The following is a 25,433-nucleotide window of genomic DNA, read 5'->3' on the forward strand; positions in this document are numbered from 1 at the left end:
ATAACATGAAAAAATCTGTGCAGACAGTGCCAAAGATTACGCTTAAGCAGCTTGCTGTTTTTGTCAGTATTTATCAGACAGGTAGCACCAGTCGCGCTAGTGAGGAGCTGCACTTATCGCAATCAGCAGTCAGTAGCGCGCTTACAGAGCTGGAGTCTAGACTACAGATGCCGCTATTTGAGCGCGTCGGTCGTCGGCTCAATCAACACCCTAATGCCCATCCTATTTATATACAGGCACAGGCGATTTTGGGTCAGTCGCTCACGCTTGAGCATTATCATCAATATCAAGCAGGACAGATTCATATCGGTGCCAGTACTACTATCGGCAACTACGTGCTGCCGTCATTGCTTGGCAAGCTATATGAAGCGCTACCCGATGCCAACGTCGATATGTATATTGCCAATACTCAAGAGGTAGTTAGCGAGGTTGAGCAACTAAATATCGATATCGCGCTGGTAGAAGGGGTGCCGCGTCCGGTAGATATGAAAGTTATTGAGCAGCGTGAATGGCGTACTGATACGCTGATGATATTTGCCAAGCGTGATAGCAAGTGGTTAAAGAATGTGGCTACCTATAGCCAAGATGAGGACTGTTATCAGCTGAGTATTAATCAGTTAGCGCAGTTGCCGCTACTGGTACGTGAAGCAGGGTCAGGCACACGGCAAATTATCGATGAGCAACTGCTTAAGTATCTACCCAATGCAGAAGTGGTCAAGGCGATACATCAGTCTGAGGCCATTAAGCACATGGTGAGTGCAGATATTGGTCTTGGTTGTCTATCGCAGCATGTGATTGAGACGGAACTCTCGACAGGGGAGTTGGTACAAGTGAACGTGGCGGGAATTGATTTATCAAGGACATGGTGGCTAGTCTGGCACAAAGCTCGACACCAAAGTCCTATTTGGCAAACCTTTATTGATATTATTCAACAAGGTTAAACGATGAGTCTGGATGAACCTAAAATCTATTAGCCATAAAAAAGCGCAGCGTTAAAAGTTACGCTGCGCTTTTTTGTTTAGGATATGCCATAGATAATATAAGACAATCGAAGCATATTTTTATGCTGAAACAGGCTTGTCCAGTCGCACCACAAAGCTATCGCAAGGTACATTAGGCAAGATATTATCTGCTGTCGCGCCACTGATCCATGCAGCGATACCAGTACGCTTATGACGACCGATGACCAATAGATCGACATCGTGTTTATGACAGTAGCTGACGATACCTTCACTGCTAGAGATGGCAGTTGTGACTTCCGACGTTGCTGCATTTAGCTGATTGCGTTCAAGGAATTGCGCCAGTTTTGCGCGCGCTTCTTGGCAGCGTTCATCATCAATCTCATCGTATAGGCTAGAGGCAGGCACCAGCTCATAGCCAAAGCCAACCATGGTGTCTTTGACAATATGCAAAACAGATAGCTTAGAGCCTGGACGGTTTTCAACGATGCGCTTGGCCTTTTGGGCGACTATATCTGCATCAGAGAGTAAGTCGGTGACCAGTAAAATATGTTCGTAACTCATAGCGTCTTCCTCATGTCAGATAGTATTTACTATAGCACTACTCTAGGGCGCTGTTAAGTAAAGCTTGTCGTCTTTAGCAGCGGATTGGAGCAATGCCAATTATTCCAAGACAGGCTGATCAAGCTTCACCACTAAGCTGTCGCAAGGGACATTTGGCAAGATACTATCGGCAGTTGCTCCTACTAACCAAGCAGCGATACCATGACGCTCATGGCGTCCAATGATAAGTAAGTCGACGTCTTTTTCACGGCAGTAATTAATGATACCTTTGCTATTAGAGATGGCTGCGGTGACCTCAGAGTTGATCGCTTCTAGCTCATTACGTGCCAAAAATTGCGCTAATTTCGCTCGAGCTTCTTGCCACTTTTCACTATCGACATCACCTGATAGGCTAGAGGAAGGCATCAGCTCATAACCGAAGCGCACCATGTCATCTTTGACTATATGCAAAACGGACAGTCGGGCTTCAGGAGAGCCTGCGAGGATACGCTTGGTTTTTAGCGCCACTTTGTCCGCATCGGATAGTAAGTCAGTGACCAATAAAACGTGTTGGTAGCTCATAAGGTACTCCTATTAATAGTTAACTTTATAGTAGCAGTGCAAATCATCTTTGTTAAGTGATAAATCCATAATAAAATTGTGGATATTGATTGATTTGTAACTATAAGGCTTCAATGGCTAAAGTTGATAGTCGCGTAGATTATGTGGTGGATTATTGCATAGCTGCTGCCTTGACTTATCCATGTCGCAGCCCCACTAATAGCGCTAAGCCAACTCTTTTTTAGCCAATTTATTACTCTATTTTCCCTGACAGTCAGGGCACTATACGCATAATAAGCGATAAGGATAACTATGACGGACACGCCATTTACTGCTGATTTAACGCTGCATCCAGCATTTGAGCTGATTGAGCATCGCCATATTGAGGCGCTATCGATGGATGTGCTGATCAGTCAGCATGTAAAAACAGGAGCGATGCATTATCATCTGGCACACCCAAGTGATGAAAATGCGTTTTTGGTCGGTTTTCGCACCCAGCCAATGGACTCAAAAGGCGAGGCGCATGTCTTAGAGCACGTGGCGTTATGTGGCTCGAACAAGTTCCCAGTACGTGATCCGTTCTTTTCAATGATTAAACGCTCGTTAAATACGTTTATGAATGCGATGACTGCAGCCGATTGGACGGCCTATCCGTACGCGACTCAAAACAAAAACGACTACTTTAACTTGCTTGCTGTGTATCTGGATGCGTCGTTTTTCCCAAATATCCATCCGCTCGATTTTGCCCAAGAAGGCATTCGCGTGGAGCTTGACGAAAATGATAAGCCGCAGTTTAAGGGTATCGTTTTTAATGAAATGAAAGGTGCGATGAGTGGCGAGATTGATCAGCTATATCATACGGTTGCTCATCATCTGTTCCCAACGACGACCTATCATTATAATTCAGGCGGCGATCCTGCCGATATTCCTGACTTGACGCACACTGAGTTGACCGAGTTTCACCAGAGCCATTATCATCCGTCAAACAGTGTCATTATGAGTTTTGGTAATATCCCTGTTGCTGAGACGCAAGCGAAGATACACGAAGATGCCTTGATTCAGTTTGAAGCAGGTAAAAAGCATGTATCGCGTCCTGAGCAGCGTTTGTCTGCACCCGTTAGCGCGGTTGATACTTATACTGCTGACGAAGCCGGCCCAGATCAGACGCATCATGTGGTTGCTTGGTTGCTACCATCGATTACTGATCCCAAGCAGCGCTTGGCATTACGTCTGTTAGAGGGTGTGCTGATTGAGCATGCAGGCTCGCCATTGCGCGCTTATCTTGATAGCCATCCACTGGGTAAAGCACCAAGTCCGCTATTGGGACTTGATGACAGTCATTACGAAATGGTCTTTTATACGGGACTGCGCGGCTCCAACCCTGAGCACGCCGAAGCGGTAGAGCAGGGTATTATCGACTTGCTGACCGAAGTGGCCAATTCACCAGTCGACGACGAGACGATCGAAACTATTTTGCACCAAATCGAGATTGATCAGCGCCATATCGGCGGCGATAGCATCCCTTATGGTCTGAACCTCATGCTGGAGGGCTTTAGTACCGCTATTCATGACGGCAACCCTATCGATGTTTGGGAAGTAGACGAACATTTGCAGTGGCTACGTGAGCAAGTCGTCGATCCGCAGTGGCTACCGAATTTAATCAAGACGCATCTATTGGACAATCAGCATCGTGTCCGCGTTACCCTGACACCGGATAGTGAAAAGACCGCCCGTCTTGCCGCAGCTGAACAGACTCGTTTAGATACTATCGCGATGGATTTGACTGCTGATGATAAGGCTATTTTGAAGCAACAAGCCTTAGATTTGGCTGCACGTCAAGCTGCGCCAGATGATTTAAGCTTATTACCAAAAGTAGGTCTAGAAGACGTACCAACGGATATCAGCTTTAAACAAGGCACGCAAAAGCAGGTACGTTTGAGCGGGCAAGACAGCACGCTATTTGAGTATGAAGCGGGCACTAATGGTATTTATTACTATCAAGTGATTGTCCCACTAACTGAAGCAATTGGTAATGCGAGCGCAGATGAGCTACCAGTCAATGATGTAATCAATCATCCATTGCTGCCTATCTATTTAAGTCTATTGTCTGAGCTAGGTACGGACTCGCTCAGCGCTCATGAGATGCAGGCCAAGCAGGCCGCGCACTCTTCTGGTGTGACCGCTCGTATTAGTCAGCGTACCAACGTCGATGATAGCCAAGCGATTAGCAGCTACTTTGTCGTGGCAACGCGTGCGCTTAACCGTAAGCCTGAAGCGATTGATTTGCTCAAAGAAGTCATGGAGCACAGTATCTTCTCTGAGCATGACCGTATCAAAGAAATCTTGCAGCAGCGTCAAGCAGGTTGGCAGTCAAATCTAGCAGGATCTGGTCACTCTTATGCCATGCAAACAGCCAGTCGCGGTATGAGTCGCCAAGCGCAGTTGGAATATGTGCGCAGCGGTCTACCAGCATTGAACGCGCTTAAAGATTTCTTAGCACATGCTAGTACAGATGATGCCCAGTGGGATCAATTGGCTACCAGCTTGATGGATTTACATCAACGTCTCATCAGCTTGCCTAAGCATGCCGTTATTATCTGTGAAGCAGAGCAAACCGAACGCTTGAGTAGCTTAATCGTTGATAGCTGGAAAGACAGCCAAGCGACGACCGCTTCTAATGATTTAACGAACGCAGTAGCAAATATCCCAAGCGAATTTGCAAACCTGCAACTAGATACTGCGTTAAATGGTGCGACTGATGCGGGTAAGACGTTAGAGAATGGCGACGATGTTAAAAACGACGTGTTAGATGTTGCAGATTTAGCATGGCTAGTACCAACCAACGTCTATCACAATGCCAGTGCTTATACTGTACCTGCTGCTGACCACCCTGATACCGCTGCACTAATGGTATTAGCGCCTTACTTACGTAACGGCTATTTGCACAGTGCTATTCGTGAGCGCGGCGGTGCCTATGGCGGCGGCGCAGGTTACGATGCCAACGCTTGTGCCTTTAAATTCTTTAGCTATCGTGATCCGCAATGTGCTGAGACCTTTGCTCACTTCGACGCCAGTATCGAGTGGTTATTGGACGAGCCACAGACCGATGAGCAATTGGAAGAAGCTATCTTAGGTATTATCTCAGGTATGGATAAGCCGGGCTCTCCTGCAGGCGAAGCAATCAAAGCCTGCTTTGCAAATCTGCATCATCGTGGTGTTGACTGGCAGCGCAAAATGCGTGCGTCAATATTGGCCGTGACGGTCGCTGACTTGCAGCGCGTTGCCAAGCAATATCTGCAAGGGCAAAAGCATGTACGTGCAGTGCTAGCGCCTTACGATAAAGAAGAGGCAGTCAAAGGTCTTGGCTTTGAGGTTTGTAGAATAAAGAGCTAAGACAATTAGGTTTGTTCTTGATTAAAAGTTAAGCACAAAAAAGCCAAGCATCATGCTTGGCTTTTTGCGGTTAGGTAATCGACTAATATCGCTTGATACTCAAATCTTTGCCAATTTTATCTTGATGAATCGGAAATTCTGACAACTCGTTATACTGCTTACGATCAGCAAAGTAGCTTTTTAAAGTACGGCGAATGGCTTCAAACGCCAGTGTATCCCATGGGATATCTTCTTCGCTAAACAGTGCACAGTCGAGACTTTCTGAGCCAATACCATACGCGCCATCTTTTAGATCGGCCAGATAGATAGAGTAGATCTGTCCAATATCTGGTAAGTCATAAATGCAGTATAGATGCGGATTCAGTACGATGGCATCAGCTTCTTCGTAGCTCTCGCGTGCTGCGCCTTCAGCCATGGTCTCGCCATTTTCCATAAAACCTGCAGGTATCGTCCATAGCCCATATTGTGGCTCAATGGCACGGCGGCAGAGTAGTACTCTATTTTCATGTACCACCAGCGAGCCACAGATAACTTTTGGGTTTTCGTAGTGGATATAGTGGCAATTGGGGCATACCAAACGCGGCATATTGTCCGTAGGTGGGATTTTTCGTTCTGCTTCATGACCGCATTGGAGGCAATAGCGCATATCAACTACCTTGTTATAAAAGTTATTGTGTATGATGTTTTTTATAGGTTATAAGACCTACATTTTGAAGTGCTGCTGTCATCGTTTCGAGATAAGTTAGATACAAGGACGGTGAGACAAGTACCACAAGCAGTAAACTGAGTGAACCTGACGATAAACCTAACTTAAACGTACCTGACTTATATAAGATATTATTCTAAAGAGCAGCTATCGTCTTAAGATAGCACATATTATCGACGGACAGAATCACGATAACAGTAACGCATCATTTCACAGATAGGCTGACTATTATTAGTTAATAGGGCTGTTATTGAGCATTGATAAGCAATGAATCAGTCACATAAATAGCATGCAGCCACTATTATATTGCGCTAGTCTAGTGAGTGTTCAGTAATTATTGATATCAAAGCCGCTAACAAAAAGAGTGACCGAGACAAATAAAAAGATTGTTGGTTTTATTTATTAGTCGCGATTTTAATAATAGAAAATAAGAAAGATGCTGTTGATACCGCTTAGCAACGATAAAAATATAGGGCAATTATAATGTTACTCCCACCGGAGGCTGTAAGCTTCGATAACCTGTCAGTTGCTGTACCTACTTTTATTCGTCATCCGACGCTTCGTCAATTAGCCGAACGAGTGCAACATGAGACTTTAAATGCGCTGACAAGTCCGGCAATGTACGAGGCACATAACGCCTCTCATAGTAGCCGTGTGTTAGACAGCTTATATCAGACACCGATTGCCGATGCATCAATACTGGTCGCTATTACTCATGAGCGCAGACCTAAACTATTATTAACACGCCGCGCCGCCCACATGAACAGTCATGCGGGTGAAGTGTCTTGTGTGGGTGGTAAACATGATCGAGGCGATGGCAATAATGTCGTTACCGCATTGCGTGAAGCCTGCGAAGAAACAGCACTACCACCTAATAAAGTCCAGTTGCTTGGTCAGCTACCGATCCAAACTTCAAAAAGTGGTATGAGCGTACGCCCAATCGTGGCACTCATTGCTCCTGGCTTGGTGCTCGTACCTGAAGCGGGTGAAATATCACGTATCTTTTGGGCAGACTTAGAGTCGTTAGTCACTCAACCAACGGTAGAGTATGAAATTGAGTATAAAATGCAAGAGCAAATGGCTACCATACTGACGCCGAGCTGGCAGGTCGATGGTGAGACAGTGTGGGGGCTAACAGGACGGGTAATTGCCAACCTATTAGAAACAGGGTTTGATCGACAGCTCGAATGGTATTACCGCGTAGAAAACAAACGCTGATAAATGTCATCTACTTATAATATAGTCGATGCAATTTAAAAGTAGTACAAGGCAACCGAGTGTAGATGTATATGTGATACTTCAAACGAGGTTAACGCAGTAATGTTTTTATAGTGGAATGACTATAATCATCTACTTATAATAATCATCGTTCTTTTTAAGCCACCAGTTCATATTGTCTTGGCGCTTGGCACGGAATGCTTCTAACTTATGAGCTACGGACGCGTTATGCTGCCGTGCAGTATCGAGCGCAAAAAGAATCGGTACCGAAGACAACACGCCAAAGCGTATCTTCGATTTTGGTAAGTCCAGCCCATCGCCTATATCATCACCGACCAAAGTCCGAGTGACACTCGCGTTGACCATTTCAACAAAACGTCCACGGCGATTATCTTCACCCATCAGCTGACGCGGTAAATCATGCAATGCTTTTGCCAGTGGCTGTCCCATCTTAAAGTCTAGCTGCTGTATCGATAGATAGGTATAGAGCCATTCCCAACACGCGGCCTCATCTTTTGGTAAACGATCTAGATCAACCCCCATCCAATAACTGGCAAGATTCCATAGATGCAGGATACCTTCGGCTTCTTCCGTACTAATACGTGCGCCTAGCAATCTTAGACCGCGCATAATTAGTAACGAGAACTGCAAATGGGTGGCAATCATATCGGTTTGATTGATAGGGATGCCCCAATAGTCGGTATTCCAACTGCCGTCAGGGTTATGATGTTGCTCAGCGTTTGGTATCACGCCTGTAGCCGCATAGCCTTTACCTTTGAGTAAGTTTTGCCGTACCAAAGTATGTATTTGACGTACTTGGATCGATTGTCGCCAGCCCTCAGAGCCAATGGCCAATACTTGATCAATAGGTTTGTTTTGATTGCGTGTGCTCATATTAGATGAGGGGTGTTCAGACACGGCCAAGATATAAGCATAAGTACGCATCAATCGAGGTAGCGCATCGTGCATCAGTGCACCTGTCTGAATGAGCGGCAGTGATAAGGCAGGAATGCTATAGCCTGCCATTAGAGCAACGTTACGCAATAGCCAAATGAGCATTAGTGGATAGCGCCGATAGGCAACCGCACCTATCTGGGCAAGCTTTGGGTCGAACCAGTCAGGATGGCTGCTAAATTGTTCAGTAAGCGCGCTAAATGATGGATTGTTTACAAGGTCGTTGTTCGTAAGTTTATTGTTTGGACTATCGCCAAGAATAGTATGCTGTAAGGGCTTCGCAAACTTTATGCTCTGTGCAGCTAACGCGTCTGCAAGCGGATCGCCAATATCGTAACCTGCCACGATCTCATCAAGTAGAGCAGGCGAGATCGTAAAGTCTTTTGGTAATAAATAACGTTTAATGCGTTTTAAAACCTGCAAATCACTATGGTCATCGATAGCAGTGGTACGTCCATGACGCTGATAAGTGTTCGATGATTGAGCATTCGATGACTGAAAGTCAGGTTTGTCAGTTGGTGTACTTGCCGTATTGATGATTTTCTTATCCATAGTTATCAAGTACCATTTTCAGAGTGAGGACATGCCTTAGAACGTAAAACTTGCGTTGCAATAGCTTCGCATCCCAGTCATTCGTAAAAATTACTGGATTGGTTCAATGAATCTAATTGCTGCTGTGTTGTTCGGATACGGCGTTTGGTATCACGAATCTCATCAGATAGAGATAGCAGCCGTGCACGGGCTTCTTTTTCATTAGCAAAGTCGAGCATGTCACCATTTTCTAGCTTATTGAATTCTGATTGATAAGTATCTAAGAGGCGATTGTCTTTGTCCAACTGACTGTCTAAGGCGTAATAATCTAGCCCTTTTTGATTAGCCACTTGCAATGTGTTGGCCATAGTGATCGGGCAAACGTTGTTTAATTGACGACCACGTCTGCCAATGTTATAGGCGTTATTGATGGTGCAGTACTGTTGCAGACCAAGTTTACGACCGCGCTCCCATGCCTGGTAGTCAGGTACGACGCTGGCTTTGGCACAGGCTTTTGTATGAGATGCTAAGCGGTCTGAATGATAACCTGCCACGCCATCGTTATAGCCGATAGCTTGCCAGTCACCTACGAGACATTCTTGCTTAGAGAGTGTTGCACAGCCTGCTAGCAGATAAATACTACCGAACACAGATAACCCTAATGCCAGTTGACGTACAACGCGGTGTATAGGTCGGTACATGGTTAGCTCCGATAGCTGTGATAACTATCATAACGATAATAACTATGAACACAAATAAATGATGCTAGCAATCAACTACATTATGCAGACTTGTCATTAATTGCTAAGTCACTTGTAAATATCTCGATAACGTACATACAAATAAAATAGAGCAGTTTATAAGTGGCATTAATATTAAGCGGTACCACTATAAACTGCTCTACATCTCACAGCATTCATCAATCATTAATGCGGGCGAGTCAAGTCGACCGATGTACCGCTAGCATTGTCTTTCAAGCTCATTTTCAGCATGATATAACCGGCAATACCAGAGACGATTGAACCCATAATAATACCTAAGCGTTCATCAAACATAGTGGTGTCGCCAGCGAACGCCAAGCCACCGATGAATAAACTCATGGTAAAACCAACACCGCACAATAGAGCTGCACCGTAGATTTGCTTATAGTCCATACCTTTTGGCATGGTTGAGATACCAAGTTTAAAGATTAACCAGCACATGAACATGACGCCTAATTGCTTACCAATAAACAAACCAGCGGCAATACCTAGCGGCACTGAGTGGAATAGCTCAGCAAAACCTGCGCCTTCGAGCGAGATGCCTGAGTTGGCAAAAGCAAAGATTGGCAAAATACCAAAGGCGACGGTATTGTGCAGATCATGTTCTAGCTCTTCAAGTGGAGAGTGCTCAGGATCAGTGCGGTCGAACATCGGGATGAACAGTGCTAATACCACACCTGCCAATGTTGCATGGATACCAGACTTGAGTACGGCAATCCACATGATCAGACCGATGAGTAGATAGGGAGTAATGTTAGTGACGTTACGGCGATTAAGAACATATAAGAACGGCAAACATAAACCAGCTACTGCCAATGATTCTAACGACAGCTCACTGGTATAAAACAAAGCGATAATCAGAATCGCACCAATGTCATCAAAGATAGCAATAGAGACCAAAAAGACCTTTAAAGAGTTAGGTACACGATTACCTAAGAGACTCAAAATACCGAGTGCAAAAGCAATATCTGTCGCAGCAGGAATGGCCCAACCTTTCCAAAACTCAGGCTCATTGTAGTTAAAAAGCAGATAGACAATCGCTGGCATAATCATACCGCCAAGTGCAGCCCCTGCTGGCAGTATTATCTGCTTGACGTTGGACAGCTCACCGATGAGTACTTCACGCTTAAGCTCTAATCCAACCAAGAAAAAGAAAACCGCCATCAGACCATCGTTGATCCAATGATGAGCATCTTTTGCAATCGCAAACTCACCAATCTGAATGGCGACTGGTGCATGAATAAAACCTTCATACCAAACATTAAGAGGGGAGTTGGCAATGATCATTGCAGCAATGGCAGCCAATGCTAAGACGATACCGCCTGCTGCCTCAAATTCAAAAAATGCTTTAATCCTTCGTATTGCCATATCATCCTCATTCGCTAAATACAATTTACTAAATAACCTCAAATATCCATCAATGTCTGCGCTACCTATAATTTTGAGGTAGCAAATAGACAGAAACAGTTTCTCATACTCTTATCAATATAGACAACAAAATACGTTGAGCCAGTGCCAACGGTCTACTTTTTTATATTCACAATAGCAATATTATAAAGAGGATTTGACGAGCACAATAGTTGTAAGTCGTTACATCTTTTTAATAAGTCGCTATTTGACTGAGCATATTCGGAACGTTATTAGACAAATTTAGCAGACTTTGTTACGTTTTTGGCTTTTTTTACGGTTTTATCTTTATAATGAGCAGCGCTGTGCGATGTGTCATTATTTCTTTTGCTAGCACTGGTAAGCTGTCAGCTTATCGATAACGACATTTTAGCCTTATCTCAAAACTCCTTTTCTCTTCTTATCATATTTTGCAGGTCAGTGTCATGGACTTAACTTTCTCGTTAGAGATTATTTTAATGCTTACTGCGGTGGCCGCATTGGCAGGATTTATTGATGCTATCGCTGGCGGCGGCGGGTTATTGACTATCCCTGCCATGCTACTGGCCAACATCCCACCAGTATTAACGCTCGGTACCAATAAACTGCAAGCGGCATCAGGCGCACTAGCGGCGTCTATTACTATGATTAGAAAAGGGGTGGTCAAACCGCAACGCATTAAAGTAGCTATCATCGCCGCTTTTATTGGTTCCGTTATCGGTACCATCGCTGTACAGATGTCACCACCTGACTTGCTTGAAAAGGTCATTCCATTTTTGATCGCGGCTATCGGTATCTATACGTTATTTGCCCCTAGGTTGGGTGAGGTAGAGGCTGCACCGCGTATCTCAGAGGGCAAATGGCAAAAAGTCGTGGCACCGTTGATTGGTTTTTATGATGGTTATATTGGTCCAGGTACTGGTATGTTTTTTGCGCTTGGCAATGTGGCATTACGTGGTCGTCAAATTATCGAAGCAACAGGTGCGGCAAAAGTATTGAACTTATCGACCAATATTGGCTCGTTAATCTTCTTTATTTTGGGTGGTAACGTACTGTGGAAAGTGGGGCTAGCGATGATGGTTGGACAAACCATCGGTGCCTATTTCGGCTCACATATGGTGGTTAAAGGCGGTAGCAAATTGATTCGTCCAGTAATTGTATTGGTCTGTCTGGCGATGTTGACCAAGTATGTGTTTGGCTAATTAGTTGTTGATAGAACCGTATCAATCATTATTATTTACTGGTTATTGATCATAAAAAAACCTCAGCCAACTTGACTGAGGTTTTTTATTTTATGCACTTCTATCTAGCAAGCATGGGTTAGCGGCGACGATCAACATCATCGTATTCACTACCCATGATGCCATCACTAAAGACTTCAGAGAATTCACGCTCATTGTCTTCATCAATATGACCATCAAATACATCTTTTGCACCAGCGTTAGGATCGTTGTAAATAGCCAGATCCATTTTGCCTTCTGATTTTGCCACGATAGTAGTAACAGCAGCATCACCACCTACGTTTACAGCAGTACGTAACATATCAAGGATACGATCCACACCCAAGATTAGGCCGATACCTTCGATTGGTAGACCCACTTGAGCAAATACCATAGACAGCATGATTAGACCAACACCAGGCACACCAGCCGTACCAACAGACGCCAGTACTGACATCAAGATGACGGTTAAATATTCGGTCACGCCCAAATCAATGCCGTAAATGTTGGCAATAAAGATGGTCGCAGTACCCTGCATAATGGCCGTACCATCCATATTGATGGTAGCACCAAAAGGAACAGTGAACGAGGCAACTGAGTTGTTTACACCCATACGCTTGGTAACCGTACGCAAGGTAATAGGAATCGTCGCGTTTGAGCTTGAGGTACTAAAAGCAAAGATCTGTACTTCACGCATTTTTGCCAAGAACGTCTTGATAGACAAGCCTGAAGACACTTTTAGTACAATCATCATGGTGATAAAGAAATGGAAGGCCAATGAACCGACCAATACCGCGACATAACCCAGTAGTGACCAAATCAAGTCTAAACCTAGCTCTGCCATTGCTTTGGTCAATAGCGCAAATACACCATATGGTGCAAGGTTCATGATGATCGTGACCATCTTTAAGATAACTTCGTTGATCAGCTCTAGGCTCTGCACTAAGCCTTTGGCAGGTTTACCTACCATCAAGATACTGACACCGATCAAAATAGCAAAGAAGATGATCGATAACATATCGCCATTTGCCATCGCGCTGATGGGGTTCGATGGGATAATGTTAGAGAACACATCAAGTAGAGGTGGCGCTGACGCAGCTTCAAACTCGGCTTCGGATGCGATATTCATGCCTTTACCGATACCGAATAGCGAGCCAAGACCAATTGCCGTCGCAATAGCGAGTGCAGTGGTTATCATATAAATAATGAACGTTTTGGTACCAATACGTCCAAGTAGGCGAATATCACCAATACCGCATACACCGCAAATCAGTGAGATAAGCACCAAAGGTACGACCAACATTTTTAGCGAGTTGACAAATAGTTTACCAACAATGGCAAGGAAGCCATTGGTGATGTAAGTATTAACAAAGCTACCTTCGCCGTTCAATCCTGAGTAGTTTAGAAATAGGCCCAGTCCAATACCGAGCACCATGGCAACAATGATCTTGCCCGTCAGTCCCAAATTCTTCCACATAATTCATATCCTTTGTGTGCATAACAGCTTTATAGTAAGTGTTCATTAGCCAACATAATTGTACTTATCAGCCTTACTACAAAGCTTGTTATGACTATTAAGTTCCCGTGATTGTCGCTCGATGTCACATTTTCGTGGACAATATAAAAGAATAGCTAAGGGCACTGCAAGATTTTTTTCTGATTTTATTCTAAATGTACATTCCTCGTTACAACTATGTGCCCGTAATATAGTCAATATTTATTCTAAACGGTTTGTTTCCCATATGAAACAAAATATTCATGAAAGAGTTTTTAGGGTAAGCGAATATGTCAAACTATTGATATTGAACCATTGATTTCAAGTTATCGAAATGCAAAGAAAAGAATAAGACTCATATGATTAATTAAGCTCAGAATTTCCAATAGACCAAAAAAAAGCCAGACTATCGTTTATAGATAGTCTGGCTAATAAAAAGTGAAAGTTTTACTATAAAATCTAATAATACTCAGTTTCTAATAGCAATATTAAAAACAGCATAGACCATTAAACCTTATCGTCTTCTTCACGTGATAAGGGTGATTGGCGTTCTAAAGGTTTGAGATCATCATCACTTGCTTCCGTATTTATCTCATCAGGTGGTGCAATATGACGATTGTGATTATTGCCCATACGCTCGTTAAGATGTGATTCAGCATCACGATGGCGATGATCGAGTGCTTCTACTTCAGGCTCTGACTCTTCAAAATCTGTCTGCGCATTTACTTCTTTGATAGTATCTTGCTCACTGACCAACTCTACATCGCCATCACTTTCATAACCATGATTAGGATTGGCATCACCAGTATGATTGTCTGTATTTGCAGTACTGTCTAGATCTTTAATAGCTGGTTCGTTAGTGGCTAGCTCATCAACGGCAGCTGCATCGGTATCCACAGCGATACCGTTTTTACTCTGAGCTTGTCTTTTTAGCTGTGCGTAATCAGTCAGTTGATGAACTGCATTTTCAAGCGCATGCGGATTGTCACGTTCTAGCGCTTCCGATAGATGCTCGTCAAACGTATCGGTCAATAACGAATCAAAACGCATGGCGTTATATTGAATCAGCACTTCGGCTTCTTCTTCGGTAATGCCGCCATTTTGACTGGCGTGTACCACATGGTCTTCAAAGGTTAGACCTTCAAAGCTGTCTTGATGCTCTGCCTTTTTGAACTTCTGCCACAATGGTTCGATTTCGACCAACGTCTGATAAGCATGCTCCATACGACCAGTCACATCGTCTGCATCTGTGTTGTAATAAACCATGGTTTTCAGATAATCGCGGAACGGGTTGGCTGCGAAATCATCCATGAAAGTATCACCCAACTGGCGTTTTAGCTCATCGCTTGCTGGGGTAAAGATACGTCCACTTGGGAAAGTCACAAAGCTAACCACATTGGCTGCCATACGATTCGGGAAGTTGGCAAAGAAAGACACAAAGGCTTCTTGAATCGTGTACAAACTGTTTTGTAGCGCAACTTCAGCATGTAAGCGCTCAGACTCTGATTTACTACCATGCTCATAGAACTGCAAAATAGCAGTCGCAATAAATAAATGACTATGGGTGTCTGCTAAACGACCAGAGAGCATCTCTTTACGTTTTAAATCCCCTGCTAGTAGTCCTAACGCCATATCAGCAGTCAAGGCAAAGCTCGCACTTAAGCGGTTAATATGTTTGTAATAGGGACGGGTAAAGCTATCGGCAAAACTCGGGGCCTTATCGCTGCCACCGATATAACCTGCGACAAAAGCTTTTGCACCACGGTTAAACGTATAACCTAAATGTTTGAAGAAAAGGGTATCAAATTTTTCAGTAGCAGCAGCTTTGTCTTCGCTTTGTAGTAACTGAAGCTCATCGAATAAATAAGGATGGCAACGCATCGCACCTTGACCAAAAATCATGAGCGAGCGCGTTAGAATGTTGGCGCCTTCGACAGTGATGGAGACAGGAATCGCCTGATAAGGTGTCGCTAAGAAGTTACGCGGACCCATTTGCACAGCACGACCACCGACCACATCCATACCGTCGTTGACGACGCTACGCATGGTTTCAGTCGCATAGTATTTGGCCATGGCAGTCATGACAGATGGCGTGCCACCTTGGTTTAATCCGCAAGTAACTAAGTGACGGAATGCTTCTAACATATAAGTGTTACTCGCCATACGGCTAGTGGCGTCTTGTACACCTTCAAATTTACCTACTGATATCTTGAACTGTTCGCGAACTTTTGCGAACGCACCAACAGACAGATACGTCATTTCACTGGCTGATGTCGACAAAGCAGGTAAAGAGATACCACGTCCAACGCCTAAGCATTCCATCAGCATACGCCAGCCACGACCAGCGTTCTCGACACCACCGATGATGTAATCTAATGGGATAAAGACGTCTTTGCCATCGACTGTACCATTCATAAATGGTGAGCCGATTGGATTATGACGTGGTCCTGTTACCACACCTTCGTGATTAGCTGGTACGAGGGCACAAGTAATACCGTAATCGGTTTTTTCAGGATTACCAAGCAGACCTTCAGGATCATGCATTTTAAATGCTAACCCAACGACAGTGGCGACAGGTGCTAGGGTAATCCAGCGCTTAGAGAAGTTCATGCGTAAGCCAAGCACTTGCTCGCCTTCGTGCATACCGTAACAGACCACACCTGTATCAGGAATCGCGCCTGCATCAGAGCCAGCTTCGGGTCCCGTTAAACCAAAGCAAGGTACTTCGTCACCTTTTGCAAGACCTGGCAACCAGCGCTGCTTTTGCTCGTCTGTACCATAGTGCATCAATAGCTCACCAGGGCCGAGCGAGTTGGGAACCATACAAGTCACAGCGGCAGTCGGCGAGCGCGAAGCGATTTTACTCATTACACGACTTTGGGCATAAGAGCTAAATTCTAAGCCACCAAATTCTTTTGGAATGATTAAACCTAAGAAGCCATTACTTTTGATGAATTGCCATGCCTCAGGAGATAAATCTTTATCTTTATGCTGGATTTGCCATTCATCAAGCATGGCACATAAGGTTTCTACTTCATTATCGATGAAACTCTGCTCTGCTTCTGAAAGCTGAGGATAAGGATAATTGGCAAAGGTATCCCAGTTCGGCGCACCCATGAACAGCTCTTTTTCCCACCAGCTAGTACCCGCATCAAGCGCTTCACGCTCTGTATCACTCATACTCGGCATCGCACCGCCCAGCGCCTTATAGACAGGCTTAGTGATTAACGATTGGCGAAGCGGTGCAACGAGTAAGACCAAGCACAGTAGTGCCATTGGTATACCCAAAATGAGCGACCATGGGCTGATAATTGCGGTAATGATAACCGTAATCAGGGCGACGATGCTACCGGTGACCCGTGATAAGGACAACAAAAAGATGGCCAAGACCACGGCTAACTGAATGATGACTGCCAAAATAAACAAGCCAATTGCCATGACTATCTCCTTTAAAGCGCTGAATAAGAAATGCGAAAAGTACGTAAGTGAATAAGCTAACTATAATTATTTTTCGTCTTGCCACTTACTGTCTTATAAATATGTCGAATGATTTGTTAATCTTTAAATGCTCGGTTCTAAGTCTCTTAAGTACTAGTATTAACGGTCTAGTAAGTAATTGACAAATAAATGACAAGAATGGCTACTAATATGAAACAGTTGTCGATAACTATCAAGAGCCAAAATGCTACGCTCTGTCGATGATATGTATCAAACATAATTGTCTGCAGGTTTTCCAAACAGACACATGGATTACATAGCTAGCCATTATCGAAAATTAGCCAAAGAGCTAACCGAAAGGGGCAAGGCAACTCTCGGCATAAGACAAAGTGTCGTTACGTCCGACGATAATATGATCGACAAGCGAGATATCTAACAGGTCACAGGCTTTTTTTAGCTCATAGGTCAGTAAGTTATCAGCGGTCGATGGCTTGGCATCGGTATGAGGATGATTGTGAGCGATGATAAGTTGGCTAGCAGCGTGGCTTAGTGCATGCCGCAGTACGTGCTTGATGCAGACGGAACATGATGAGATACCACCAGTAAATAATATCTCAAAGTTTAAAAGGTTGAGGGCATTATCCAGACAGAGTACTGCAAATACTTCACGGTGCTCGCCGCGTAACTGGGTACTGATATAGTCTTTGACTGCTTGTGAGCGGCCAAGTGCTTGCCCAGTTTTGAGCTGACTATCCAGATAGCGCGTACCCATCTCAAGTGAGGCTAATATTTGAGCGTACTTTGCAGGGCCAATACCATGGCAGGCAAGAACCGTCTTTTGAGGGGCGGCTAATAGCTCGGCTAAGCTACCAAACTGATCAATCAAATGCCGCGCTAATTCAATCGCTGATTGAGACTGAGTACCCGTGCGCAAAAATATGGCCAGTATCTCGGCATCAGACAAATGAGCTGCACCAAATTTTAAAAGTTTTTCGCGTGGCCTGTCATCCTCATGCCAGTCTTTGATCGCCATTGTCACTCCTTGAAAATGGGTTGATACTCGTTATCTGAGATAGATACGGAAAATCTTACCTAATTTATCTCATAATTGTTACTATAAGCGCAATTTTATCTTTTCACTTTTTTGTTGATGCCACGCTTATGTCCAATATTGTGCTCGCTATTACTGGCGGTATCGCCGCTTATAAATCTGCTATATTTGCCCGCTTGTTAGTTAAGGCAGGCTTTGATGTGCGCGTTATTATGACGACAGGCGCACAAGCATTTATCACACCGCTGACGCTACAAGCGTTGACGGGTAACGAGGTGCATGTCTCGTTGCTCGATGAGCAAGCCGAGGCAGGCATGGGACATATTGAGCTGGCTAAGTGGGCCGACTTAATCGTGATTGCACCTGCTTCAGCCAATACTCTTGCGCGTCTGGCCATGGGTATGGCTGATGATCTATTGACTACAGTGTGTCTGGCCACTACTGCGCCTGTCATTATTGCGCCTGCCATGAATCAGCAGATGTGGGCGCATCCAGCAGTCAACTTAAACGTGCAAACATTGCGCGATATGAATTATCAGATTATCCAGCCAGCTAGTGGTGAGCAAGCGTGCGGTGATGTCGGAGCAGGACGATTGCCTGAGCCTGAGCAATTATTAGATGAGGTATTGCTGTTCATAGCAATGAATACAACGCCGCAATTGCTAGCAGGCAAAAGAGTAGTCATTACCGCAGGTCCAACGGTAGAAGCGATTGACCCTGTGCGTTATTTGTCTAATCACTCTTCAGGAAAAATGGGCTTTGCATTGGCGCGCGCCTGCGTGGCTGCTGGTGCAGACGTTGTCTTAATCGCTGGTGGTAAAGTGGCATTGGCCACGCCGCTTAATGTCACACGAATCGATGTGCTGTCTGCCGAAGATATGCTAATAGCGTCGCAGCAATGTGTGGAAGGTACGCATAGCGAGCTTCAACTAGATTTTGAAGATGAGCATGACCATTCTCATGAGCACGATCACTCTCATAACCATTCTCACGAACACCATCATGGCGATTGTGGTTGCGGTGATGAGCATGAACTACCGCAGGCTTATACTGAACACCAATTCATAAAAGCAGATATCTTTATCGCGACGGCAGCCGTGGCAGATTATCGTACGGAAGAAGCTGCACCGCAAAAAATTAAAAAGACACAAGATGCCATGACGCTCAGTTTGGTTAAAAACCCTGATATTTTAGCGACGATTTCTCTTGCGCATCCAGAGCTATTTGTCGTTGGTTTTGCAGCAGAGACGCAAGATGTTGAGCGTTATGCCCGTGGTAAGTTGGTCGCAAAAGATTTAGATATGATTGCTTGCAATGATGTCTCACGTACAGATATCGGTTTTGCTAGTGATGACAATGCCATGCAGGTGTTTTTCTCTGAGCGCTATGAGCGTGACGCGGTAACACTTGAGAAGACCAGTAAAGATAAAATTGCTGAGCAGTTAGCAGGTATTATCGGTCAAGTAATCAATCAACGTCAAAATGGCTAAAGCCACAGTTTCAAAGCGTGTAGATATGGATGCTGAGCCTAAAATGGTGTGACCGATATGATGAATATAGCTGGTAACGATAGCACTCAGATGCTAGTGCTGACGATCATTTTTGCGCTTGCTTCACTGTTACATGGTATTAGCGGACTTGGCGCAACGCTAGTAACGACCACTGCGCTTGCTAGTATGTACCCATTGCAACACGCCATTGTGTTAGTGATTTTCCCCTCGCTAGTCGTTAATGTGATGACCTGGCTAGTAGGCGGTGAACGCACTATTTGGCAAAACTTTATCTACTACGGCAGACGCTATTGGTTGCTTGCGCTTACCAGCTTACTAGGCAGCATTTTAGGTGCGAAACTCTTGCTATGGGTCGATAGCGCTTATATTCTCTTATTGTTGGCCGCGGTCATTGCCTTCTACGTTGTGAGTAGTTTACTCGGCAAACAAATCCGTTTACCAAACACCAAGCCTATATTGATTGCCGTTGGCTTTGGTGCAGGCGTCATCGGCGGCTCGACCAATGCGATGTCGACCATACTGATGATGTATTTATTGTCTGCTAGTGACGATAAAAACACCATCGCCAAAGTCGGTAACATGTGCTATTTCTTAGGAAAGATTGCCCAAATTATCGTGTTGCGTGAGCCTATCATGGCACTGAGCAGTGGTGAATGGCAGCTGATTACTTTTTTGAGTGTGCTGTCTATAGTCACACTGCTAGTTGGAATCCGTTTGCGTCGCTATTTGCCGCAAGCGCGTTTTCGTCAGCTTATTTTATTAATCTTAATCGTGCTTGGAATACGTGTCGGTTGGCAAGGTATTACCGCTTTGTTATAGCTAAAGATATAAGCCTTTTCAGCGATATCTTATTAGGGCGTGTCCTCATTTCAAAAATGGTGAGAAAAATAAGATAAATTGCTGTCAAACAAGGAAAATAGTGCAGATAATATCGAGATATTGCCCAACTATTTGACGCTGTTTGACAAGATTTAGCTATTTTTGGCCCATTTAAAGGACACTCGTTCGAATTGAGGACACGTCCTAGACCAATGCTTCAAAAAATATCTGCTGTGCCAAACGAAAGGTATTACAATGAGCTTCGACCACGTCTTCGATATCTTCTGAGTAGCCGCCACCCATCACGATAGCGACAGGGATATTGGCGGTTTTTGCTTGCTGCAGAACGTATTCATCACGCGCCTTACATCCTGCTTGTGTCAAACCAAGTTTGCCGAGCTTATCGGTAGCGAGCACGTCGACTGCAGACTGATAAAAAATCATATCGGGCGCAACCTCAGCGATTAAGCGTGGCAGCGTATCTTCTAATATCTGTAAATACTCAGCATCGCCAGTATCATTGTCTAGCTCAATATCTAAGTCTGATACTTGCTTACGAAACGGGTAGTTCTTTGCACCATGCATGCTAAAGACAAAAACGCGTGGCTCATCTGCCATGATGCTGGCGTTGCCATTGCCTTGATGAACATCCAAATCGATCACTAAAATTTTCTTTGCCTGTCCACGATTTAGTAGTAAATTGCTAGCGATACAAACATCATTAAATACGCAAAACCCTTCTCCATGACCAGCAAAAGAGTGATGGGTGCCGCCTGCAACATTCATAGCCACGCCATATTGCTGAGCATATAGCGCGCACTCATACGTTGCATGGGCAATATAACGACCGCGCTCCACCAACTGCGGCGTCATCTCAAATCCGATCGCACGAGCAGCCTTGCGCGGCAGTGTTTGAGTTTTAAGCTGATACCAGTATTCTGCGGTATGTGTGGTCAAAATTTCATCTTCGCTTAAGCGAGCAGGGGCAAAGAAATTATCTTGGCTGATCGTTCCTTCTGTCAGTAGACGCTCAGGAATCATAATATACTTTTGCATGGGGAAGCGGTGCTTTTCGGGCACGGAATAGCGAAAGACGTCAGAGTAGGCAATTTTTAGCATAAGGTTTCTAGCTTAGTATGGATGGTTGTTTGGATAGAAGAATAAAGGGATAAGTATCAGCTATCGTAGATTATGGCTTGATTGAAAAACCAGTTTATCGAATGAACTGAGCTGTTGAACAAACTGAGTTATCGAATGAACTGAGCTATTGAACAAACTGAGTCGGTAAAAAGAACGTGCGCGCGTCTGACTGTTGACGTAGCTCGACAAGTAGCGTTTGCATGTCTTCAGCAGGGTCTTGATTATTAACCAAGTTGCCAAATAGCTCGTTGGCGACCGTAGTCATCGCAACCACGCTTTGTAATAAATGCTCAATAATCTCATTATCTATACCAACCGCTTCGACATCGATAGCATTTTTGTAGCGTATCTCACCATCATTGACATCCATCTCTAGATTACCGACTAGCATGTCATAGTTAATTTGGGTGATAAGTAGCATCGCAGCACTTTGATGACTTTCTGGTATCAAAAATGGCAAGATGCCGTAGATGGCCAACAGTTTGTTTTTTTCTTGCACCCGGAACAGATAGCCACAATTTATTTGCTTATGACGCATTCTCAAGGATAAATGATGCGACTTTTGGCTATCGTTGGTTTTGGGTCGATAATGCGTGTAGTGCCACTGTTTGTCATTGAAGTATTGCTTTAGACAGTCGACGATAGGCGTGTCACTCTGGTCTTCAGGTTCTGCATTTGCGCTATTGGCTTTTAAGTTATCGGTTTTGAGTTGAGATGTATGTGCTTGTGCTTGTGCTTTCGCTTGATTGCTATCCTGTTCGCTGCCCTGTTTCGCCTCTAACTCATGAGAGATATCAGAAATATCAGCTGATATATTTTTTGTATTATTAACCTCGCTGTCAGCAAGTGATGCAGGCCTTTGCTCGCTTGCAGCATCGACGACTGACTGCGGTGCGGCAGCAGTCAGTAACCGTTTGATCTTTTGCCATAAGCTGAGTTTATTGCGTTGACTCATAATAGTATGCTGACAAGTAAGAGTTATAAATTAATCGTGAGTGAATGCCAAGCCTTCTTTGATAGCAGGCTGTGCATAGAACGCTGCTAGCATTTCACGAATATGGGCCGTCAACCAAGGCGTCTCAAGAGCATCGTACACGATAGGCAGTAGTGTAGTGCTACATTGCTTCATGGCCGCTTCGTCAATGTGCAAACTCGCCGCAATGGTCGCCATCGTGTCAGACTGATGATTGGCATACCAAGTGTCAATGCTTGCCGAGACTAAGCTGTGCAGATATGGTGACAGTCGCAGGCGATTATAGCTTTGTTGGATACTGGCTTCGATATGGTCAATGCTACTATTACCGGGCTCGTCGCTTAAATAGGTTTGTAGCTCACTGATCGGTTGGTCTTTGATACGATCCCAGCCCATAACCATCAGACGTGCTACCTCTTCGTTTGACAAGTGTTCTTGGGCATTGGCTTCGGCTTTGCGCGTCAAATCTTTGATATTGCGATGCAGGTACGTTTGCAGTTTTTCATCGAGGTTTCTGTTGGTCGCCTTTTCGAAAGAGCTGCGCCCAAGCTTCATCAATTTACCAACGCCACCTGCTTTATCGAGCGTGCTTTCCATAAAGTCGTTGATAGCGTGATAGAGTGTTTGGGTCAATAAATCTGCAAAGGTTTCGTTACCGACCAGCGTATGAATCAACATGTTACGCTGCTGCTCGTGACTACCGATATAGTTGGCCAGCGTTTCAACTTGGGTATCATCGACCAGCTCAGACAAAGGCACGTTGTCATTGACTGGGTGATAAATGATGGTGTGCAAAATATCACGGATATCGGTACGCATTACCTCAGTCATCTGCTGATTTAACAGCCAGTCTTTCATCAGCTGCTGTAAATGGTCACAGGTGATATATTTGCTTAAAGTCTGCGCGCCAAACCACTGCCAAGCTTCCATCGCTAGCGGCTCAGCTTGATTGTGCAACCACTGCTGCATAAAGTTAACTTGAGCATCGATCAAATTATCTACTGTCAAGTGGCTGGCTGATGGCTGTTTTGACAAGTTAGTGTCTGCGTTGTCATTTTTAGTTTCTGCAGCAGTATTAGGTTTTTGGCTATCTTGTGAAGTCGGCATAGGTTTTGAAGTCATATTTTAAAGTCGTATTTTTTTGAGGTCGTACTTTTTGAAGTCAGAGTAATCGACAATTTGTTATACTGTGTGTTTGTAGCGAGCATAGGGTATTATGCCACGAACATTGCCTGTGTTTGTGATGAATATTGACTGCTGCTTGATAAATAACCAGAGGTTTTGATGACGGTTTTGGATACGCCTTTACTTGCACTTGAGGAGCTGACGGTTCAGCGCGGTGAGATACCGCTGTGCGAAGGCGTTGCGTTGCAGCTATCTGCGGGCAGTATTTGCCATCTAATCGGGGCAAATGGGACGGGAAAGACCACGTTACTCATGCAGTTAGCTGGATTGCTACCTGTTTTGTCAGGTGAAGTTACTTATCAAGGCCAATCGAGTCTGCCAGTTCAGCCTTTATATGTCTCGCACCAGTTGGGCATTCATCCGAATTTGACAGTAGCACAAAACCTGACGTTTCTACTGAACTTATATGGCATTACGCCAAGCGCTACTGATATTGATGATGCGCTCACATGGGTTGGTCTACAAGGGTTTGAAACGATCAGCTCAAGTCACCTGTCCGCTGGGCAAACGCGGCGCATCACGCTGGCACGATTGTACTTGTTAACTCCTGACGTGACACCGCTCTGGTTACTTGATGAGCCTTTCACGGCGCTGGATGTTGATATGGTGGCACGTATGGAAGAGCGGTTATGCGAATTTGCACAGGCTGGTGGGTCGATACTAATGACCAGTCATCAGGCAGTCGGTGTCGCCAATCAGGTGCTCGATTTGTCAGATTATATGGTATAAGTTTGATTGCTATCAGTACCATCAGTATACGTGCAAGGACAAATAATGACAGACAGTCCAATACAAGTAGGATCAGTAGCAGCCATGAATAAAAGTACAAATGCTATTGTCGCAGTGCCTCGCAGTATCGGCTTCCTGCAGCTATGGCGACGTGAATGGCAAGTCAAGCAGCAAGGAGCGGTACAATGGTTGTATCCGTTAGTACTGTTCTTAGTGATTATTACTTTGTTTCCGTTGGCAGTCGGTAGTGAGCCTGCGCTATTGCAGCGTCTGGGTGTATCAGCAGTGTGGATTGCTGCATTGCTGTCACTGGTAATGGGCGTTGATGGATTATTCAAGCCTGCGCTTGATAATGGTACGCTTGCGCAATTGGTCGTGGCCAAAGCGTCATTACCGCTATGGGTATTGATTAGACTAGTCATTCATTGGATTTTTAGCAGTGGTATTGTGGCAGCGCTTAGCTTGCTTGCCGTGCCGTTGTTTCAGCTCAGTTGGTTTGAAGCATGGATATTGATGGCTTCTATCGTGACAGGTAGCCCAATGCTTTTGATGCTATCCGCGATTGCCAGTAGCTTGACCTTGTCACTAAAGAATGGGGCAGTATTGGTGCCTTTGATTGCTTTACCGATGCAGTTGCCAGTATTGATTTTTGCTACAGGTGCGGTTGATTTATTTGCCTCTGGGCTGAATGGTTTGCCTATTCTAGCCTTATTACTAGCAGGAAGTATTGTTTCTGTCTTAGTTATGCCTTGGGTGATTGCTACAACTTTAAGAATGTCATGGCTCAATTAAACGATTTGCTTGTTGTAATCCTAAAGTCCAGTTGTCGAAATTTGGTTATCTAACCCTAGCCATCTAAA

Annotated in this window: 20 protein-coding genes; 8 read left to right on the forward strand and 12 right to left on the reverse strand. The window is 44.6% G+C overall.

The annotated features are described in order from the left end of the window. Positions 1–5: 5 nt before the first annotated feature. Positions 6–941 carry a LysR substrate-binding domain-containing protein gene (locus tag JMX96_RS08610; RefSeq protein ID WP_201568685.1) on the forward strand — a complete coding sequence of 312 codons (936 nt, stop codon included), beginning with the start codon at positions 6–8 and terminating at the stop codon, positions 939–941. A 120-nt stretch (positions 942–1,061) separates the two neighbouring features. On the opposite strand, the gene JMX96_RS08615 is transcribed toward JMX96_RS08610, so the two are convergent. Both JMX96_RS08615 and JMX96_RS08620 read right to left on the reverse strand, forming a co-directional pair. Continuing rightward, positions 1,062–1,523: a universal stress protein gene (locus tag JMX96_RS08615; protein WP_057761630.1), complete on the reverse strand. Its 462-nt coding sequence runs from the start codon at positions 1,521–1,523 to the stop codon at positions 1,062–1,064. A 99-nt stretch (positions 1,524–1,622) separates the two neighbouring features. Beyond that, a complete protein-coding gene (locus tag JMX96_RS08620; RefSeq protein ID WP_201568686.1) occupies positions 1,623–2,084 on the reverse strand; it encodes a universal stress protein in 462 nt (153 codons plus the stop codon). Positions 2,085–2,375: 291 nt separating this feature from the next. On the opposite strand from JMX96_RS08620, the gene JMX96_RS08625 reads away from it, so the two are divergent. Further along, positions 2,376–5,456 carry an insulinase family protein gene (locus JMX96_RS08625; protein WP_201568687.1) on the forward strand — a complete coding sequence of 1,027 codons (3,081 nt, stop codon included), beginning with the start codon at positions 2,376–2,378 and terminating at the stop codon, positions 5,454–5,456. Between the two features lie 82 nt (positions 5,457–5,538). Here JMX96_RS08625 and JMX96_RS08630 read toward each other — a convergent pair whose 3' ends face one another. Next, the gene (locus JMX96_RS08630; protein ID WP_102091805.1) at positions 5,539–6,102 is read right to left on the reverse strand and encodes an NUDIX hydrolase; all 564 of its coding nucleotides are present in this window, start codon (positions 6,100–6,102) and stop codon (positions 5,539–5,541) included. Between the two features lie 543 nt (positions 6,103–6,645). Between JMX96_RS08630 and JMX96_RS08635 the strand changes: the two genes are divergently transcribed. Continuing rightward, complete coding sequence (locus JMX96_RS08635; protein ID WP_201568688.1) at positions 6,646–7,380, forward strand: NUDIX hydrolase; 735 nt, start codon at positions 6,646–6,648, stop codon at positions 7,378–7,380. 132 nt (positions 7,381–7,512) lie between these two features. Here the strand turns inward: JMX96_RS08635 and JMX96_RS08640 are convergent, their stop codons facing one another. The 3 genes from JMX96_RS08640 to nhaA form a co-directional block, all read right to left on the reverse strand. Then, positions 7,513–8,886: an oxygenase MpaB family protein gene (locus JMX96_RS08640; protein WP_201568689.1), complete on the reverse strand. Its 1,374-nt coding sequence runs from the start codon at positions 8,884–8,886 to the stop codon at positions 7,513–7,515. A 77-nt stretch (positions 8,887–8,963) separates the two neighbouring features. Beyond that, positions 8,964–9,566, reverse strand: a complete 603-nt coding sequence (locus JMX96_RS08645) for a DUF2799 domain-containing protein (RefSeq protein WP_201568690.1) — start codon at positions 9,564–9,566, stop codon at positions 8,964–8,966. A 225-nt stretch (positions 9,567–9,791) separates the two neighbouring features. Continuing rightward, entirely contained in the window at positions 9,792–10,994 is a 1,203-nt protein-coding gene (gene nhaA / locus JMX96_RS08650; protein ID WP_102091810.1) for a Na+/H+ antiporter NhaA, read from the reverse strand. A 464-nt stretch (positions 10,995–11,458) separates the two neighbouring features. Between nhaA and JMX96_RS08655 the strand changes: the two genes are divergently transcribed. Beyond that, positions 11,459–12,214 (forward strand): TSUP family transporter, encoded by a 756-nt coding sequence (locus tag JMX96_RS08655; RefSeq protein ID WP_057761611.1) that lies wholly within the window; start codon positions 11,459–11,461, stop codon positions 12,212–12,214. A gap of 118 nt (positions 12,215–12,332) precedes the next feature. Here the strand turns inward: JMX96_RS08655 and JMX96_RS08660 are convergent, their stop codons facing one another. The 3 genes from JMX96_RS08660 to radC all read right to left on the reverse strand — a co-directional run bounded on the left by JMX96_RS08660 (position 12,333) and on the right by radC (position 18,198). Next, a complete protein-coding gene (locus JMX96_RS08660) occupies positions 12,333–13,709 on the reverse strand; it encodes a dicarboxylate/amino acid:cation symporter (protein WP_201568691.1) in 1,377 nt (458 codons plus the stop codon). A 525-nt stretch (positions 13,710–14,234) separates the two neighbouring features. Next, positions 14,235–17,165, reverse strand: a complete 2,931-nt coding sequence (locus JMX96_RS08665; protein WP_201568692.1) for an acyl-CoA dehydrogenase — start codon at positions 17,163–17,165, stop codon at positions 14,235–14,237. A gap of 349 nt (positions 17,166–17,514) precedes the next feature. Then, complete coding sequence (gene radC / locus JMX96_RS08670; RefSeq protein ID WP_102094064.1) at positions 17,515–18,198, reverse strand: RadC family protein; 684 nt, start codon at positions 18,196–18,198, stop codon at positions 17,515–17,517. A gap of 128 nt (positions 18,199–18,326) precedes the next feature. Here radC and coaBC point away from each other — a divergent pair, with 128 nt between their 5' ends. Next, positions 18,327–19,706, forward strand: a complete 1,380-nt coding sequence (coaBC, locus tag JMX96_RS08675; protein ID WP_201568693.1) for a bifunctional phosphopantothenoylcysteine decarboxylase/phosphopantothenate--cysteine ligase CoaBC — start codon at positions 18,327–18,329, stop codon at positions 19,704–19,706. Positions 19,707–19,763: 57 nt separating this feature from the next. Beyond that, positions 19,764–20,546: a sulfite exporter TauE/SafE family protein gene (locus tag JMX96_RS08680; RefSeq protein ID WP_201568694.1), complete on the forward strand. Its 783-nt coding sequence runs from the start codon at positions 19,764–19,766 to the stop codon at positions 20,544–20,546. A gap of 204 nt (positions 20,547–20,750) precedes the next feature. Here JMX96_RS08680 and JMX96_RS08685 read toward each other — a convergent pair whose 3' ends face one another. The 3 genes from JMX96_RS08685 to JMX96_RS08695 form a co-directional block, all read right to left on the reverse strand. Further along, entirely contained in the window at positions 20,751–21,665 is a 915-nt protein-coding gene (locus tag JMX96_RS08685; protein WP_201568695.1) for a histone deacetylase, read from the reverse strand. Between the two features lie 145 nt (positions 21,666–21,810). Next, the gene (locus JMX96_RS08690) at positions 21,811–22,641 is read right to left on the reverse strand and encodes a YbjN domain-containing protein (RefSeq protein ID WP_201568696.1); all 831 of its coding nucleotides are present in this window, start codon (positions 22,639–22,641) and stop codon (positions 21,811–21,813) included. Between the two features lie 30 nt (positions 22,642–22,671). After that, positions 22,672–23,781 carry a hypothetical protein gene (locus tag JMX96_RS08695; RefSeq protein WP_201568697.1) on the reverse strand — a complete coding sequence of 370 codons (1,110 nt, stop codon included), beginning with the start codon at positions 23,779–23,781 and terminating at the stop codon, positions 22,672–22,674. A gap of 162 nt (positions 23,782–23,943) precedes the next feature. On the opposite strand from JMX96_RS08695, the gene ccmA reads away from it, so the two are divergent. Together ccmA and JMX96_RS08705 are read left to right on the forward strand one after the other, a co-directional pair. Then, complete coding sequence (ccmA, locus tag JMX96_RS08700; protein ID WP_201568698.1) at positions 23,944–24,573, forward strand: heme ABC exporter ATP-binding protein CcmA; 630 nt, start codon at positions 23,944–23,946, stop codon at positions 24,571–24,573. An 84-nt stretch (positions 24,574–24,657) separates the two neighbouring features. Beyond that, positions 24,658–25,365, forward strand: coding sequence for a heme exporter protein CcmB (locus tag JMX96_RS08705; protein WP_227677017.1), 708 nt, complete (start codon positions 24,658–24,660; stop codon positions 25,363–25,365). Positions 25,366–25,433 lie beyond the last annotated feature (68 nt).

Origin of the sequence: Psychrobacter sp. JCM 18900 (assembly GCF_904846625.1) — a bacterium.
Classification (GTDB): domain Bacteria; phylum Pseudomonadota; class Gammaproteobacteria; order Pseudomonadales; family Moraxellaceae; genus Psychrobacter.